The organism is Roseovarius conchicola (assembly GCF_041403425.1).
Lineage (GTDB): Bacteria > Pseudomonadota > Alphaproteobacteria > Rhodobacterales > Rhodobacteraceae > Roseovarius > Roseovarius conchicola.
On sequence record NZ_JBGEHK010000001.1, the window covers coordinates 248,638 to 265,095 of the forward strand.

A 16,458-nucleotide genomic window follows, 5' to 3' on the forward strand; every position below is an offset into this window, starting at 1 on the left:
TTGCAATCGGGTTTACTCGGCAGGGACCGCGGCAACGTCTTTGCGCGTAGCGGGGCGCAGGGCGCGATCTGCAGCGAAAGCGCCTGCAACGATGGCGGCCAGTGCCAGGATCGCGGCCAGCGACAAGGTGGGCACGCCCGACAGTCCCGCCCCAACGGTGCACCCGCCGGCAAGAACACCACCCAGCCCCATCATCACGGCGCCCGACATGTAACGCCCTGTCTGGCGCGGAGACTCGAAGCTTTGCCATTGAAACTGACCACCCAGCAAGGCGGCAACCAACGCGCCGATCACCACGCCGCCGACCAGCGCGCTGCCAAAACCCGGGCTGATCGCGGTTGAGGCGAGGGTATAGAATAATGCCTCGGAGGCGGGGGAGGTGAAGGACAGCGATTCCATTGCAATCGGGTCGAAGTCGTCAAACAGCACGAACCCAGTGCCGACCCAGCCCAGTGGCACCAGCAGGCCGATCACTGCCGCGAGGATCAGCATCCCGGGGCGGTTGCCCGAACGCAGCGCAAAGGCCAGAGCGGCCACTGCCAGCAATCCAGCCCAGATCATCGGGTGCCCGGGCAGGGCGGCGCTTTCTAAGGGCAGGGTCACCGATCCAAGGCTTGTGCGCACTGGGGCCAGCACGCCCTTGAGCGCAGCATGGGCGGTGGCAGCAAAGACCAGCAGCACCAGAAGGGCGCGCAGGTTGCCCGACCCGGTCAGCACTGTCAGGCGCGAGACGCATCCGCGCGTCAGAACCATGCCTGCGCCAAACAGCAACCCGCCGATAACAATCGCCAGAACCGGGATATCGGCGGTCATGAAGCGGTGATCGGCAAAGCTGATCCAGCCTTGCGCGACGGCCGTCTGCGTCCCAAGGATCGCGACAGCCAGCGCCGTCAGCCAAACACCGGCCGCCGCGCGGCGATCTTCGCCCACCAATGCGCGGCGCAGACAAAAGCGGGTAATCTGGGCCAGCGCACCGAACACCGCGCCAAGGCCGAGGCCAAACAGCACAGCGGCTTGGGGTGCGGTGAGGGTCTCAAAACCGAAGGATTCAAACATGGCAGCACCTTAAGGTGAAAGGAAATTCGGAATTTCATTCCAAATGACGTGAAATTCCATTGCATTCAAGCATTGCATTTCGTGAATGTGAGGCGCCACGAGGAACGTTTTTCTAATCTTGCTGGCCTGTGCGGAAAAACATCTCGCATTTGTGGAGCTGCGCGGATCAGCGACACTGGGAAGTTTGCTGGGGGCTGAAGTCGGTCCTTATTTGACGCGCCGTACTCTCGGGTCAAGCGCATCACGCAACCCGTCGCCCATGTAAGTCACTGCCAGAACGGTTAGCGAAATCGCCGCCCCGGGCCAGATCACACGCTCGGGATAGTCGGTGATGTACACGGTCGCATCCGCCAGAAGGCGCCCCCAAGTGGGGAAGTCAGGTGGGAAGCCGAGACCCAGAAAGCTGAGCGCGCTTTCGGTGATGATCGCGTTGGCAATCCCAAGGCTGGCTGAGACCATGATAGGCGACAGCACGTTGGGCAGAATGTGACGCGTGACCATCTTCAGTCCTTTGGTCCCGACCGAGCGTGCCGCCAGCACGAATTCGCGTTCTTTTAGGGCCAGAACATCGCCACGTACAATCCGGGCGGTGGGCATCCAGCTGGTGATGCCGATGGCGATGACGATCAGGAGGAAGATACCGGTTTCGGTACCAAACTGCGTGCTGAGCACTTCGCGAAACAGCATCACCATCACCAGCAGAAGAGGCAACAAAGGCAGGCACAAAAACAGATCGGTCAGGCGCATCAAAGGCCCGTCCAGCCAGCGGACCATGCCCGCCGTGACACCTACCAGCGCGCCCAACGCGATGGACAGCGCCATGGCTGTCAGCCCGACGGCCATCGAGACCTGTCCGCCTGCGAGCATGCGTGCCAGCATGTCGCGCCCCAGTTGATCGGTTCCGAAAGGATGCGCGAAAGATGGCCCCCGGTTACGTGCGAGGATGTCGATGAGGGCCGGATCGATCCGCCAGATCAGTGGACCCAAGACAACGGCGATGACGAGGATCATGAAGATTACACCACCCGCCAACGCGCCCCGGTGGCGGCGAAATTGGTCCCAGACATCGCGGGAGGGGCTGTGGGGGCGCAGCTCACTCATATCGGATTCTCGGATCAAGCAGGCCATAGAGGATGTCAGCCAGTATGTTGAACAGCACGATCAGCACAGCCAGCATGAAGGTGACAGTGTGCACCATCGGCAGGTCATTGGCCTGTATCGCGGTGATCAGAAGCTGGCCCAGCCCGTTCACCTTGAAAATCACCTCGGTGATGATCGCCCCGCCAAAGACTTGCGGCACGCCAAGGGCAATTACGGTCACGACCGGGATCATCGAATTGCGCAGCACATGCACGCCCACCACGGTGTTTTCGCGCAGGCCCTTGGCGCGGGCAGTGCGCACGTAATCCTGTGTGAGATTGTCCAGCATGGCCGATCGCATATAACGGCTGATCTGCGAGGTGACCTGCAAGGACAGAACCATCACCGGCAACACCATTTGGTTGAGCTGCACGACGAAACTGTCCCAGTCCACAACCCGGTGCGTCGTGTCATAGACGGACGGGAACCAGCCCAGTCCAACCGAGAAGATCACGATGAGCAAGACGCCGGAAAAGAACGGAGGGATGGAATACCCCACCATGGTCACGAATGTGCCGACCTGATCAAACACCGAGTATTGCCGGTAGGCCGAGTAGATGCCAATGGGCAGGGCGATCATGACGCCGACGACATAGGCCATACCCACCACCCACAGGGTTTGGGGCAGACGCTGCACCACGATGTCCATGACGGGTGAGCGGGTTTGCCAGCTGATCACGCGGGGCGTGTCGGTGGCCAGCGTGGTGCCAAACGTGGCATCCCACCATACCATCGGCTCGACTGCGAACATCTGCCAGAGCCATTTGCCAAAACGGATATGGCTGGGCTGATCCAGACCGAGGGCGATGCGCATCTGCTCTTTCACCTCAGGCGGGACCGTCAGGGGCACCTGCGCGGTCGGATCGCCCGGGGCAAGTTCCAACAGCAAAAAAATCACCAGCGCGATAAAGAGCAGCGTGGGGATGGCCAATATCAGCCGCCGGAGAGTGTAAGTCAGCATCTCGGGCGATCTTAGAGCGTTTCGCGGAAAACCTGAATCACAGAATTTGGCGAAACCTGCGAAATGTAGACTCGGTACCGACGTGACCGGGCGTCCTGCCTTTGCGCATCAAAGTGCCCTTATCCACCACACAGTTCCGTCGCAAACCTGCCCCAGAGCGGAGATTTCATGCCGTCTTGTCAATCGACCGCTTTGCGGGACGAAGCGGACATTCGGACCAGCCGCGCGATGGCCAGACCGCGGGATGGCGATCAAACGTTTATTTGACACGCTTTATGCCTGCCAAATCCGCAATAGATCAAAACGATGCGCCTTCCTCACCAAATCGCCAGCCCTTGCGGGCGGTCTGGCGATCGCGCGGCGGCCTGCGGCCTTGATTCCGCGCGGGGGGATGACCGCAAAGGGCTCAAAGCAGTATCTCGTCACCTCAGCGGTTGAACAGTCCTTCATAAATCGGCTCAAGCGTTTCGGTGTCAAACAGGGATGACACCGACGTCCCGCTCCAGATGTTCAGGATCGCCTGGGCAAAAATCGGTGCGGTGGGCAGTACGCGGATGTTTGGCGCACCTTTGACCGTGTCGCTGGCGGCAATCGTGTCGGTCAGAACCAGCGATTTCATCACTGATTTGGTCACCCGGTCCACGGCGGGGCCAGACATTACGCCGTGAGTGATATAGGCATGCACCTCGGATGCGCCGTTTTCCATCAGCACCTCGGCTGCCTTGCACAGCGTTCCGGCGGTATCGACCATGTCATCCACGATAAGGCATTTCTTGCCGGTGACGTCGCCGATGACGATCATCTCTGCCACTTCGCCGGCCTTCTCGCGGCGTTTGTCCACGATCGCCAGCGGGGCATTAATCCGCTTGGCCAGTTCGCGCGCGCGCGCCACGCCGCCCACATCGGGCGAGATCACCAGGATATCATCCATCTGCCCTTTGAATTGCGACATGATATCCAGCGCAAACACCGGCGAGGCATAAAGGTTGTCCACCGGGATATCGAAAAAGCCCTGAATTTGTGCGGCGTGCAGATCCATGGTCAGAACCCGCTCAATGCCCGCCTCGACGATCATGTTGGCGACCAGCTTGGCCGAGATCGGCGTGCGCGCGCGTGAGCGGCGATCCTGCCGGGCATAGCCGAAGTAAGGAATGACAGCGGTGATGCGGCGCGCCGAGGACCGGCGCAGCGCGTCGGCCATGATCAACAGCTCCATAAGGTTGTCATTGGCCGGGTTCGAGGTGGACTGGATAATGAACATATCCTCGCCGCGCACGTTCTCGTAAACCTCGACGAAAATCTCCTGATCGTTGAAGCGTTCGACGCGGGCATCTACCAGATCGACATTCACCCCCCGATGCATCGACATGCGTCGTGCTGTGGCTTTGGCGAGTGGCAGGTTGGCATTGCCGGAAATCAGTTTCGGCTCGGACGTGATTGGCATGTGGCAGGGTCCCCGGGGTGCTCGATATGACAGAATCGTGACGTTGAACCCCGATTAACACGCGGCTACGGTCGGGCAAAGCGATGCGAACCCTGAAAGGCGCGAAAATGGCCCATATTAACTATTATTTCTCGACCATGTCCCCCTATTCCTATCTGGCAGGCACCCGAATGGAGGAGGTGGCCCACAAGCATGGGGCGAGCATCACCTACAAACCCCTCGATATCATGGGTTTGTTTGCGCGCACGGGTGGCACCCCGCCAAAGGATCGCCACCCCTCGCGGCAGGCCTGGCGGCTAGAGGAAATGCCACGCCAGGCGCGTAAATTGGGCATGCCCTTCAATGTCAAACCTGCCCATTGGCCCACCAATACGGCGCCTTCCTCCTATGCCATTATCGCCGCGCAAAACGCGGGTGGCGGTGATCTGGGGGGGCTTGTGCATTCCTTTCTGCGCGCGGTCTGGGCCGAAGAACGCAATATCGCCGAAGATGACGTGATCAAGGCCTGTCTTGAGGCCGCTGGGTTTGATCCGGCCCTGGCCGATAGCGGTTTGCTGGCCGGGGCCGAGACCTATGCCCGGAATCTGGAAGACGCCGTGTCGGACAATGTGTTCGGCGCGCCGACCTATGTCACCGATACCGATCAGCATTTCTGGGGGCAGGACCGGATCGAAGATCTGGATCTGCATCTGGCGGGCAAACTGTAATTCATGCCACGGGGCGATAAGGCAGGGTTTCCCACCTACTGGACCACTTTCGGGCAGGGGCCGCGCGAGGCATTGATGATCCATTGCTCGCTAGCCCATTCTGGCAGTTGGGGCGGGCTGGCGCGGCATTTATCAGGTGCGCTCACGATGACCGCGTTTGACATGCCGGGTCATGGGCGTAGCGCGGCTTGGGACGATCGGGGTGAAATCCAGGGGGTAACGGTCAATATCGCGGCGGCTTTCTGCGACGGGCCACGCGACGTGATTGGCCATTCCTTTGGCGCGACTGTCGCTTTGCGGCTGGCGCGCGAACGGCCTGATCTGGTGCGTTCGCTGGTGTTGATCGAGCCGGTGTTCTTCGCTGTTGCCATGCGGGATCAACCCGCGATCTGGGCGGCGCATGAACATAAGTTTGCTGAGTTTGCTGCAGCGTGGAAGGCTGGAGACAAACACGGGGCCGCCCGGGCCTTCACCATGATGTGGGGCACTGGCCCTGCATGGGAGGACTTGCCCGAAACGGTGCAGGATGATCTGGCCAAACAGATGGACCTGATCGTGGCGGCAGGCGGGGCGCTGCATGACGACCCTACGGGTATGTTGGAACAGGGCGGTCTGGATCCTGTTGATATGCCGGTGCTTTTGCTGGAAGGAAGTGACTCACCACCTGTGATCGGGGCGATCCAGGCAGGCCTTGCCAGGCGGCTGGCGCAAGGCGAGCGTGTTGTGATTGCAGGGGCGCAGCATATGGTGCCGATCACCCATGCAGATCAGGTGGCACGGGAAGTGTTGCGATTTTTGTCACGGGTGCCGGGGTGAACCCCGGCCTACATCGCAGCGGCAAGGAAAGTGTCAATCTGCGCGTCACTGACCGACCAGTCGCAGACCAGACGGCAAAGCAATGGTTCGTCCGGATCGCCCTTTTCAAGCGGGCCCTCGAACATGCCATAGACCGCCCCCGCCGCATGCAGGCGTTGATGAGTGGCGCGGGGCAGGGTGGCGAAGATCATGTTGGCCTGAGCTTTATGGGTCAGGTGGCACCCGGGAATTTCGCGCAATCCCGCAGCAAGCCGCCCGCCCGCCGCATTGGATTTCCGGGCCAGCGACAGCCACAGGTCATCGCTTAGATAGGCCTGCATCTGGGCTGAAAGGTACCGATGTTTGGAAAACAGATGCGCGCCTCGCTTGCGGCGCAGCTCAAACTCCCAGGCATGTTGGGGATCGAAAAAGATCACGGCCTCAACGCCGAGACAGCCGTTCTTGCTTCCGCCCATGGACAGCGCGTCGATGCCGGCCTTCCATGTCATTTCGGCCGGGCTGCATCCCAGGGCGGCAATCGCATTGGCAAAGCGTGCGCCATCGAGGAACGTGGGCAAGCCATGGGCCTTTGCCACGGATGTCAGCGCCGTGATTTCATCGACCGAGTAAATCTGACCGCGCTCGGTGACCTGCGTCAGGCATACGGGGCCGTGTTGCGCGGCATGGACATCACCCTTGGGCCATTTGGCAATGGCGGCTTCCAATGCTTCGGGTGTGATCTTGTCGTCCTTGCCAACGAGGGTCAGCTTGGCACCTCCGGTGAAAAACTCGGGGCCATTGCATTCATCCACCTCGATATGCGCATGTGGTGTGCAAAAGATGGTCTGAAACGGGCTCGTCAGTGTGGCAAGGCCCAGAACATTGGCTGCGGTGCCCGTGGCGACAAGGTAAACTGCCGCCTCGGGTGTCTCGAACAGGTCGCGGATCTGCGTGCGGACTTCGTCCATAATCGTGTCGGTGCCATACGAGGTCTGATACCCTGTATTGGCCGCGTTCACCGCCTCCATCACCGCAGGATGGGCAGGGCCACAATTGTCAGAATAGAAATGCATCACTGGGGCTCCTCGATGATGTGGTCTTCCCAATCGTCTTCATCCACCTCGAACTCAGGCAAGGTACGGCTCTGCATCGACACGCCTGCCTCATGCACGCTGTCGGGTGTGCCTGAAATCAGCGGGTGCCAGTCATAAAGCGGTTTGCCCTGATGCAGCAGTTTGTAAGCGCAGGTGTCGGGCATCCAATAGAGGTTCTGATCCAGTGTCTTGGGTTTCAGCACGATGCATTCGGGCACGAATTGGTGGCGGATGTCGTATTGCGCACAGCGACAGGTGGTATCGTCAAACAACCGGCAGGCGACGCGGGTCAGTGCCACTTCCTGGGTGTCTTCGTCTTCCAGCTTGTTCATGCAGCATTTGCCGCAGCCGTCGCATAGCGCCTCCCACTCGTCCCGGGTCATACGATCCAGCGGCGTGGTTTCCCAGAATTTGGGGCGCAGGCCTGCGCGGGCTATGGGATCGGCCATTCAGCCACCAGAATCTCGCGCGCACGGGCGCAATCGGCATCCATCTGGGCGATGAAGGCTTCAAGGCTGTCGAAGGTTTCTTCGGGGCGCAAATACTCGGCCAGCGCGACAGACAAATGCGCGCCATAAAGATCGCCGGAGAAATCAAACAGGAAGGTCTCCAGATTGGGTTTCTCGCCGTTGAACATCGGACGCACCCCCAAGGAGGCCGCTCCGTGGTAATGGCCCTTATGTGGTCCGGCCAACACGTCAACCATCACCGCATAGACGCCGAATTTTGGCGGGTGCAGGCCTTCGATCGACATATTGGCGGTGGGATATCCCAACTCGCGCCCGCGTTGTTCGCCGCCCACCACTTCGCCTTCGATCCGGTGCCAATGCCCCAGCATCGCGGCGGCATCGCGGGGTCGGCCCTCGGTCAGTGCGGTGCGGATCGCTGTCGAAGACACCTCGCCAACCTCGCCTTCCAACAACTCGGCGATGGTCACGCCAAACCCCATCTGTTTGCCAAACTCGGCCAGCATCTGCGCATTGCCCGCACGCCCCTGACCAAAGCAGAAATCGGCCCCCACAACCACGTGGCGCAGACCCAATCCTTCGCTGATCACGTTACGGGCAAACTCTTCCGGGGTCAGCGCCGACATCGCAGCGTTAAAATTCAATTCGTAGAGTTTCTCGATGCCCAGCTTTTCCAACCGGTTTGCGCGCGCTTCGGAGCCCATCAGGCGAAACGGCGGCGCGTCAGGCGCGAAATACTCGCGCGGATGCGGCTCGAATGTCAGGATGCCCAAGGGCGCGCCAATCGCCTCGCCTTCGTGACGGGCCAGATCAATGACCGAGCGATGGCCCAGATGCACACCGTCGAAATTCCCGATGGCCACGCTGGCTCCTCGGTCGACAGGTTCAAGAAAGGTATAGTCCCGGATGATCCGCATGGGCGCAGGGGTAGCGCCAAGCGGGGCAGGGTGCAAGCACCATAGCCGGGTTATTCAGCGGGTGGGTTCTGTATGGATTTGGCCAGCGCGTAGACCGCCCAACCGCACAAGGCGGCAATGAGAAAGCCGGGGATTTGCAATTCCGGCACATAGGTGCGCCCAGGCACCAGGAATACGAAGGAACATCCGCCCGTAAACAGCCCGATGGCCCCGAGTATGGAGATGGCCAGGATTTTCATTGATCCGCATCATCAGGGCCACTACGGCTGCGCGATTTCAGAATGGCATACACCACCAATCCGCAGACAGCCGCGATTCCAAACCCCATCAGCTGAACTTCAAGAAATCCGCCGCCGGTCCCTTCGCTGCCTATGAAGAACAGCAATGCGCAACCTCCGGTGAACAGGCCAATGGCACCGAAGATAGCGAGCCCGATGATTTGCAGGACGTTCATGATGCGATCCCTCTTGTTGCGTGCAGCGCGCGCTGAACCAAGGACTGTTTGCGGCGTGCGCGGGCGTCTTCGTCGCGGTAAAACAGGTTATAGGTATCAAACGGGATGATGCCCTGATCATGCGTGACGAAATGCACGCAGGAGCGTTTGACACGCGAGACGCAGAAATTATGTGGATCGAGAAATTCCGAAATTGCGACCCGGAATAGATCGCCATAGCCCATGGTTGGGGGCGCTGGCAGAACCGGCAGGCAACAAAACAGCGCCTCATAACGATCTTTGGCGTTTTCGTCCGTCGTGGTCAGCGAAAAGAAATCGGCAATACGTGCCTGCAAATCGGGGTATTTCTCAAAGGTCACCGTATTGGGTAGCGCCTCGATAAGAACCTCACGCGGCAACAACCCTGTGATCGGTGCGATTTGTGTGCCCCGGCGCAGTGCATAGCCCACGCAGATGCTTTCAGGGTTACAGGGCAGGGGGATCATATCTTCGGCCTCAAACCCATTGGGTGCCTCAATCACCGCCCGGCGGATATCGGAAAGGGTGATGCGGTCCGTGTTGGGATTAAAACCTTCGTTTCGCCCGGCATCCTGAATGGGTTGGAAGGTCACGCCACGCACGCAGGGCCATTGCAGGGCGTGTTCGATGATATCGCCCACCTCATCATCATTCAGGCCTTTGCGGATCGTGGCCACCAATGTGGTCGAAATGTCATGCGCGTTCAGGTTTTCCAGGGCCTGCTGGCGGATGCGGGTCAGATCGGCACCGCGCAGCGCCTTGTGCACCTCGGCGCGAAGGCTGTCGAATTGCAGGTAGACCTCGAAACCGGGTTTGAGCTTTGCCAACTCGGCCGCGAAATCAGGGTCCCGGGCGATGCGCAACCCGTTGGTGTTCAACATCAGGTGTCGGATCGGTTTGGCGCGCGCAAGATGCAGAATTTCAAGGATCTGGGGGTGCAATGTCGGCTCGCCACCCGAAATCTGCACCAGGTCCGGCTCACCCTCGCTCTCGACAAGCAGGTCCAGCATCGTCTCAATCTCGTCGAGCGAGCGGGTTGTGGTGTGCGTTGGTGAGGACGAGGCAAAACAGACCGGGCAGGTCAGGTTGCAATGCTCGTTCACCTCGATCAGGGCTAGGCAGCTGTGCTGTTCGTGATCCGGGCATAATCCGCAGTCAAACGGACAGCCCAGCTCGGTCCGGGTTTGCACTTGCTGGGGGCGGTCGGCAGGCTTTAACCAGTCAAGACATTGTTTATAATAGGTAATATCTGTCGAGATAAGTGACTTCTGCACTCCGTGCGTGGGGCATCGTTTGAGGTAAAAGACGCATCCTTCATCGAAAATGATCTTGGCCGGGACCGGGGCAAGGCAGGTTTCACACAAGGATTCCGTCTGGCCGTGAAAAACATAGGGGGCAATTTTACGTTCAAACATTGGGTCGCCTTATCATTTTCACAGCATAAAAGATCAGTCCCAGACATGCGACATGAAAGATGTTGAGCGGCCCCAGAACCGTGGCGTAGGGTTTGAGAAATTCCAGCCCAAACCGCTGCACGCCATAAGTGGCGCACATCAGGTAAAACCCGTTGGTTAGAAACCATGGTGACCGTCGCGCCAGCAGGATCAGCGCGATCACCAGAAACGCGGCCATGATCCCGCTTTCATAAAGCTGCACCGGGTGGCGCGCGATGCCATCTCCAAAGTCCACACCCCAAGGCAGGTCTGTGGGCGTGCCAAAGGTGTGATCGTCCAGCCCGGCAAAGAAACAGCCCAGCCGCCCGATCACGATGGTGGCGGTGAACCCGGCCACGAAAATCACCCCAGTCGAGCCGGTGATCTTGTGGGCGCGCTTGTAAAGCTCCACCCCGGCAATTGCCCCCACCAGGCTGCCAAGGATCGAGCGGCCGACGCCCTCAATCCCACTGAGCCACAGATTGGCTGTGCCCAACCCATAGGCCCCGATCGCCGCACCCAGCAGCGCCGCAAAGGCATAGCCCGGTCCGGCAGAGGCCAGACGATCCTCGGCCACTGCCCTCAAGCGCCAGAAATAGACAGCGAAAGTCAGGGCCGAAGCACAGGTGGCCGCGATGAGGTCAAAGACCAGATGAACAGTCATATGGCAGGGGTAGAACGAGACCGCGGGGGCCGCAAGCGCGTGTGCGCCAATCAGAAAGGTGCTTGCCGATTTCCTTGATGCGCTGCTTCCTGCCGGTTTGGCACGGCTGGTAGCGTGATATTGACGGAACGGCCGTTGGGCAGGCATTCTGGATCGCATAGATTGTACTTCGACATTTTAAATCAACTTATTTGTATCATGGAGGCTTTCATGCTTTTTCCTTCTTTCTCGTGCATTCGCGCGCTCCACTCATATATCCCCATCGGTGCCGCTCTGGGCGCATTGATCTGCCTGCCACAGGTGGCCAACAGTCAGGACCGCCCCGATTTTCAGTCGCCGACACTTTGCGGTCAGGTCTGGGATGTCTCGACTTACGGACCACCCGGACGCAACCATGCACCGGATCCCGATAGTCTGGATTTCGCCATGCGAAGTGGAACCGGGGCCAATATCAGCCGTGATCACCCGGTTCTGGCCAGTGCTGCGGGCGTGGTGCAGATCGACCGGACGCTTGGCAACGGGCTGCGTTATCTGATGGTGGACCATGCCGATGGATGGCGCACGCATTACCTGCATGTGGCCGATGAAGAAGGCCAGCCGCGGCTGACAGAGGGGCGCAAGGTGGCCATGGGCGAGGTGATCGGGAGGGTCAGTGATTCCGGCTCGTCGACAGTTCATATCCATTACACGCAGGTTCAGAACGTCACGCTGGATGCCGCGGGGCTGGATGCCACGGGTTTCTGGGGCAAAATGGGGGATGGCGAAGCCGTGCGTGCGGTCTTTGACGGTATCGAGGCCGAGACACATCAGGCCGACAACAGCACATGGGGCACATGGGGCGATGACGATGCCGAGGAGATCCTCTCGCATAATTGTCCGGGCAACCGGTTCCTCAGCTGGAAAGAGGACGGCGCGCGTTACATCCTGCGGTATCGCGGCAAGAATGGCAGGATCAGGATTAACCGCTTTGATCATCCCGTTGGAAAAGAAACGACACAGATTATCCAGCGCAATTGGGGTCGTAACTGGACCAGTTTCGTCGATTTCCTGCCGGACGGATCGAACCGCCGACATGTTATGGGCTATGATTTTGCAACCGGGGCGGTCCGTTTTTGGGAAATTGCCGCGGGGGGTGAAGACACCACCGTGGTCAATGATGTCGAGATCTATGCCGGTTGGACGCATATGGAGAAGATCAAGATCGCGAACAGCGACCACCTGATCTCATACGACTCGCGCTATGGGCATTTCAACATCGACCGGATCAACAGCGCCTTCACGGGGTTCATCGCGGCGCTCAAGACCAATATTGGCAAGGGCTATACCCAAATGGTGCCCTATTGGGACGGGGATGATCGCTATCTTTTCCTGTACAAGGGCGGCAATGGCAAGATGCGCATTCTGCGGCTGACCAAGGCTGGCAACGAGGTCGACGTCGAGACCACATGGACTGCCTCAAGGGCAGAAGGCTGGACGCATATGACCGTGCTGCCGCGTGGTGGAAAGATGTATCTCTTCGGCTACCGCTCGGATACCGGCGACGGCAAGCTGTGGGAAATCGGCACAGCGGGCAGCGGGCTCAGCGATATTCGAGAATTCGATTGGAGTACGGGCTACAGCACCTTCACACCTTTCGCACATAACAATGCGGGCCACCTGCTGATCCAGAAGATCGGCGACGGCACGACTAAATCCCTGCGTTTAAAAAGCGACCTGTCCGGTTTTAAAACCTTGATGACAAGGGATTGGGAGGCAGGCTGGCGATAAGACCGCGCGGCACTGCTGCCGATCTCTATCAGTCGAACTTGCCCGAAGGTGCCAGAACCGTCGCTTCGCCGATCAGAACCTTCTTGCCATTCACCAGGCAACGGCAATCCAGCTGAACGCGGCGTTTGCCGTGATCGACGCCAATCACCTCGACCTCGGCATGCACCATGTCGCCGGGGCGCACAGGGGCGAGGAACTTGAGCGTTTGCCCCATGTAAACTGTGCCGTGCCCCGGAAGCTGTTCCCCGATAACGGCCGAGATCAGACCCGCGGTCAGCATCCCGTGGGCAATCCGCCCCTCGAAAATCGTGTCCTGTGCGTAGTCGTCATCCATATGCACCGGGTTAAAGTCGGTCGAGACCTGCGCGAACATCTGAATGTCTTCATCCGTCACGATCTTCTGAAGGTGACGGGTCATGCCCATCTCGATCTCTTCGATTGTGATGGTTCCGCGGGGCATATTGTCCAACATCTGACCCTCCTGGGCAGTCCGGTGAGTAATAATCGAGCCCTTACGGGCCTGACTTTGGAACTTTATTACTTCGCAGGCGCAGAAAATCAAGGGAAATCTTCATCAGCGCAACAACCCGATAGAGTAGGTCGGAGAGATCATTTCCTTTTGAATATATGCATTTAGAGCTTCCGGGTCGGGTTGGTGCGACGTTTTGGTTTCCACCGCGGCCAACCCGCCAGAGATGAAAAGAGAATCGATATCCTCGCCCATCGCCCCCTGTATGTCGGTATGTGGTCCGTCACCAATCGCCAGAATCCGGCCCATATCCACCTCAACACCCAGCGATGCCAGCCGGCGCCGTGCCAGATCATAGATCGGCGGATGGGGTTTTCCAAAATAGAGGCTCTCACCCCCCATTTCCGTATACAACCGCGCCAAGGCACCCGCGCACCATTCCCGCACCTCGCCCCGGTCCACGATGATATCGGGGTTTGCACAAAGCAGCTTCATGCCCTTTTGCTTGGCATAAAGGAAATCGGCGCGGTTCACGTCTGGATCGGCCAACGGGTCAAACGGGCCGCAACAGACGATACCCTCGGCCTCCCGCAGGGGGACGCGTTCGATCTCAACCGGGTTTTCAATCACGTTCAGCGGTTCAAAGAACCCCGCATCTCGCGTCCATTCGCCCATGAAGTAAACCTTATTTCCCACCGCCCCGCGATACATGGCTGATCGCGCGCTGTCGCCGGAGGTGGCAATCACGTCATAGCAATCCTCAGGCACGTTAAAGCTGCCCAACTGCGTTGCCACCCCGGCGCGGGGCTTGGGCGAGTTGGTAACCAAGACCACCTTGCCACCCGTGGCCCGAAACGCGCGTAGGGCTGCGACCGCCTCCGGAAAGGCCTGAATGCCGTTATGCACACAGCCCCAGAGATCGACAAACAGGGCGGTGTACCGGTCGGACACCTCAGAGAGGGACTGGATGATCTGGGTCATGGGATACCTTTGTGCGTTATCTGGCGGTGGTATGGCAGGGGTGACGGCGATTTTCCAGAGGGGGTTGTTTTGGCAAATGATTGGGATAGGCAGGAGCGAACCACTGTCGCCTGAAAGGGACCCACCATGCCCAGCCTTCCCGATTTCCGCCTGGAAACGCATTTCTCCAAATGGGAGTTCAAGGCGCGCTATCACATGACCGCCTCAGATGCCGAAAGCATTTCATTGCGCGATCTGCTGGCGATGGCTTCTGATGAGGAGCGCGAGGCGTTTGAGGGGTTGTGGCTGGGTTATACCGAAACTTACGGCGCGCCCGATCTGCGCGCGGCGATTGCCGATACGTTTGCTCGTCAGAGCTCCAGTGATATTCTTTGCTTTGCCGGGGCAAGCGAGGGGATTTTTGCGGCCAACACTGTGCTGCTGGATAGCGACAGCCATGCCATTGTTGTCACGCCCAATTATCAAAGCCACGAAACCCTGCCGATTGCCATCTGCGAGGCCACGGGCGTGCCGCTGGATGCGGATGACAACTGGTCGCTGGACATCGACCGGATCAAGGCGGCAATCCGGCCCAACACAAAGCTGATCACGATCAACTTTCCGCATAACCCCACCGGTGCGATCCTGCCTTTGGAGCGTTACAATGCCCTGATCGAGCTGTGCCGCCATCACGGCATCTACATTCTGCATGACGAGATTTTCAACGGGCTGGGCCCCAGTGACGCGGTGCATCTGCCGTTCATCGCGGATGTTTATGAGCGCGGGCTGTCGCTGGGTGTGACATCAAAGGCCTACGGGCTGCCCAGCCTTCGGATCGGTTGGATTGCCTGTCAGGACAGTGACGTGCTCTCGCGGATGGAGCGGATGAAGCATTATCTGTCGATCTGCAATTCCGGCCCTAGTGAGCAGTTGGCCATCATCGCCCTGCGCAACCGGAACAAGCTGCTGGCGCGCAATTGCGCCATTGTCGATGAGAACCTTCCGAAATGGGATGCGTTCTTTGCCCAGCACCCTGATCTGTTTGACTGGACGCGCCCCGATGGGTCCTGCATGGGGTTCCCGCGCTACAAGGGTCCCGAAGGTGTCGAGGCGTTTGCCCGCGATCTGGTCGAACAAAGCGGTGTCTTGTTTCTGCCCAGCACGATCTATTCGTCCGAACTGGGGCCAACCCCGACAGATCGCTTCCGTCTAGGGTTTGGGCGCAGGGGGTTGGACGAAGGGCTGGCTGCGTTAGAGGCGCATCTGATGCAGAACAAGGCCGGTTAGTCCGCAGCGAGCCATGGGAAGGCGGGGGCAACGGCCTTGCGCCAGCTCAGATGGCTTTGGCGCTCATAGGCCGCCGCGCCGCGTACGGGATGCAGCGTTCCGTCCTCCAGATGCTTGTTCACCAGACCTTCTGGCAGATAAGCTGATCCGCCATGCTTTAACAGATGCGCCAGCGCCCAATCCGGGTTGGAATAGCGGCTTGGCGCAGTGTCATCCCCGGGCCATGTCAGGGCGTGCCACAGGCGATAGGCCGCGCCGTAGTCGACATAGATGTAATCGGGATCCCAGCGCATGGCCGCGCGGGGGCGGGACGAAACTTCGACAACCTGATCCATGGCAAAGGGGCGATGGGCAAACTCTGGCCCGCTCAGCGGCTCGGGCAACAGCGCCGCATCGCTGACCCCTGACTGCAACCAGCGCCGCGCATCCGAGGCAAGACCGGCCCAGATATCAAACGCGGTGTCGGGATGTTCGTTGCGTAAACCTGCAACCCAATCCGCGCCTACACCCATCCAAAGGGCTGGATCGCACACGAGGCTGAACATCGATGTGACCCCCTGCGGCAGGCTGGCCTGCGCACGGGCATTGGCCCAGGTGGATGTGATCAACTCGGCCTGGTCCAGGAAGGCATAGCCCGCTTTGGTCAGCGTTGCCCCCTTTCGCGATCGGTTCAACAGACGTTGGCCCATGGCCTGTTCCAGCGTGTCCAACCGGGCCGTCACGGCGGACTGTGTGATGTTGAGCTGTTCCGCCGCGCGGTTCAGATTACCAGCGCGGGTCACGGCCAAAAAGGTTTGGATTGCGGTGATGTTCATCGCTCTATAA

General features: G+C 59.5%; 18 protein-coding genes. 4 read left to right on the forward strand and 14 right to left on the reverse strand.

What is annotated here, in order from left to right; genetic code table 11:
- Nucleotides 1-12: 12 nt before the first annotated feature.
- From V6N02_RS01075 to V6N02_RS01090, 4 genes are all read right to left on the reverse strand, one after another.
- Entirely contained in the window at nt 13-1,056 is a 1,044-nt protein-coding gene (locus V6N02_RS01075; RefSeq protein ID WP_371223434.1) for a YeeE/YedE family protein, read from the reverse strand.
- Between the two features lie 207 nt (nt 1,057-1,263).
- Nucleotides 1,264-2,157, reverse strand: coding sequence for an ABC transporter permease (locus tag V6N02_RS01080; protein ID WP_371223436.1), 894 nt, complete (start codon nt 2,155-2,157; stop codon nt 1,264-1,266).
- The gene (locus V6N02_RS01085) at nt 2,150-3,157 is read right to left on the reverse strand and encodes an ABC transporter permease (protein ID WP_371223438.1); all 1,008 of its coding nucleotides are present in this window, start codon (nt 3,155-3,157) and stop codon (nt 2,150-2,152) included. Before V6N02_RS01085 ends, V6N02_RS01080 begins: the two co-directional genes overlap by 8 nt.
- Before the next feature lie 427 nt (nt 3,158-3,584).
- Nucleotides 3,585-4,601 carry a ribose-phosphate pyrophosphokinase gene (locus V6N02_RS01090; RefSeq protein WP_371223440.1) on the reverse strand — a complete coding sequence of 339 codons (1,017 nt, stop codon included), beginning with the start codon at nt 4,599-4,601 and terminating at the stop codon, nt 3,585-3,587.
- A gap of 107 nt (nt 4,602-4,708) precedes the next feature.
- Here V6N02_RS01090 and V6N02_RS01095 point away from each other — a divergent pair, with 107 nt between their 5' ends.
- Together V6N02_RS01095 and V6N02_RS01100 are read left to right on the forward strand one after the other, a co-directional pair.
- Nucleotides 4,709-5,308 (forward strand): 2-hydroxychromene-2-carboxylate isomerase, encoded by a 600-nt coding sequence (locus tag V6N02_RS01095; protein ID WP_371223442.1) that lies wholly within the window; start codon nt 4,709-4,711, stop codon nt 5,306-5,308.
- Between the two features lie 3 nt (nt 5,309-5,311).
- On the forward strand, nt 5,312-6,124 hold the full coding sequence (locus tag V6N02_RS01100) for an alpha/beta fold hydrolase (protein WP_371223444.1): 813 nt from the start codon (nt 5,312-5,314) through the stop codon (nt 6,122-6,124).
- Between the two features lie 8 nt (nt 6,125-6,132).
- On the opposite strand, the gene V6N02_RS01105 is transcribed toward V6N02_RS01100, so the two are convergent.
- From V6N02_RS01105 to V6N02_RS01135, 7 genes are read right to left on the reverse strand one after another with little or no spacing between them, the layout of a single operon-like run.
- Nucleotides 6,133-7,176, reverse strand: coding sequence for a threonine aldolase family protein (locus V6N02_RS01105; protein ID WP_371223446.1), 1,044 nt, complete (start codon nt 7,174-7,176; stop codon nt 6,133-6,135).
- Nucleotides 7,176-7,646 carry a YcgN family cysteine cluster protein gene (locus tag V6N02_RS01110; protein ID WP_371223448.1) on the reverse strand — a complete coding sequence of 157 codons (471 nt, stop codon included), beginning with the start codon at nt 7,644-7,646 and terminating at the stop codon, nt 7,176-7,178. Before V6N02_RS01110 ends, V6N02_RS01105 begins: the two co-directional genes overlap by 1 nt.
- Entirely contained in the window at nt 7,631-8,581 is a 951-nt protein-coding gene (locus V6N02_RS01115; RefSeq protein WP_371223450.1) for a bifunctional riboflavin kinase/FAD synthetase, read from the reverse strand. The genes V6N02_RS01110 and V6N02_RS01115 overlap by 16 nt, the downstream gene beginning before the upstream one ends.
- Nucleotides 8,582-8,631: 50 nt before the next feature.
- Entirely contained in the window at nt 8,632-8,820 is a 189-nt protein-coding gene (locus V6N02_RS01120) for a hypothetical protein (RefSeq protein WP_371223452.1), read from the reverse strand.
- A complete protein-coding gene (locus V6N02_RS01125) occupies nt 8,817-9,035 on the reverse strand; it encodes a hypothetical protein (RefSeq protein ID WP_371223454.1) in 219 nt (72 codons plus the stop codon). The genes V6N02_RS01120 and V6N02_RS01125 overlap by 4 nt, the downstream gene beginning before the upstream one ends.
- The gene (locus V6N02_RS01130; protein ID WP_371223456.1) at nt 9,032-10,468 is read right to left on the reverse strand and encodes a radical SAM protein; all 1,437 of its coding nucleotides are present in this window, start codon (nt 10,466-10,468) and stop codon (nt 9,032-9,034) included. Before V6N02_RS01130 ends, V6N02_RS01125 begins: the two co-directional genes overlap by 4 nt.
- Entirely contained in the window at nt 10,461-11,150 is a 690-nt protein-coding gene (locus V6N02_RS01135) for a prolipoprotein diacylglyceryl transferase (protein WP_371223458.1), read from the reverse strand. The genes V6N02_RS01130 and V6N02_RS01135 overlap by 8 nt, the downstream gene beginning before the upstream one ends.
- A 210-nt stretch (nt 11,151-11,360) precedes the next feature.
- On the opposite strand from V6N02_RS01135, the gene V6N02_RS01140 reads away from it, so the two are divergent.
- Complete coding sequence (locus V6N02_RS01140) at nt 11,361-12,917, forward strand: M23 family metallopeptidase (protein WP_371223460.1); 1,557 nt, start codon at nt 11,361-11,363, stop codon at nt 12,915-12,917.
- Between the two features lie 28 nt (nt 12,918-12,945).
- On the opposite strand, the gene V6N02_RS01145 is transcribed toward V6N02_RS01140, so the two are convergent.
- A complete protein-coding gene (locus tag V6N02_RS01145) occupies nt 12,946-13,389 on the reverse strand; it encodes a MaoC family dehydratase (protein ID WP_371223462.1) in 444 nt (147 codons plus the stop codon).
- A gap of 102 nt (nt 13,390-13,491) precedes the next feature.
- Nucleotides 13,492-14,367, reverse strand: coding sequence for a TIGR01459 family HAD-type hydrolase (locus tag V6N02_RS01150; protein WP_371223464.1), 876 nt, complete (start codon nt 14,365-14,367; stop codon nt 13,492-13,494).
- A 126-nt stretch (nt 14,368-14,493) separates the two neighbouring features.
- Here V6N02_RS01150 and V6N02_RS01155 point away from each other — a divergent pair, with 126 nt between their 5' ends.
- Nucleotides 14,494-15,633 (forward strand): aminotransferase class I/II-fold pyridoxal phosphate-dependent enzyme, encoded by a 1,140-nt coding sequence (locus V6N02_RS01155; RefSeq protein ID WP_371223466.1) that lies wholly within the window; start codon nt 14,494-14,496, stop codon nt 15,631-15,633.
- Here V6N02_RS01155 and V6N02_RS01160 read toward each other — a convergent pair.
- Nucleotides 15,630-16,448: a LysR family transcriptional regulator gene (locus V6N02_RS01160; RefSeq protein ID WP_371223468.1), complete on the reverse strand. Its 819-nt coding sequence runs from the start codon at nt 16,446-16,448 to the stop codon at nt 15,630-15,632. The genes V6N02_RS01155 and V6N02_RS01160 overlap by 4 nt on opposite strands.
- Nucleotides 16,449-16,458: the final 10 nt, after the last annotated feature.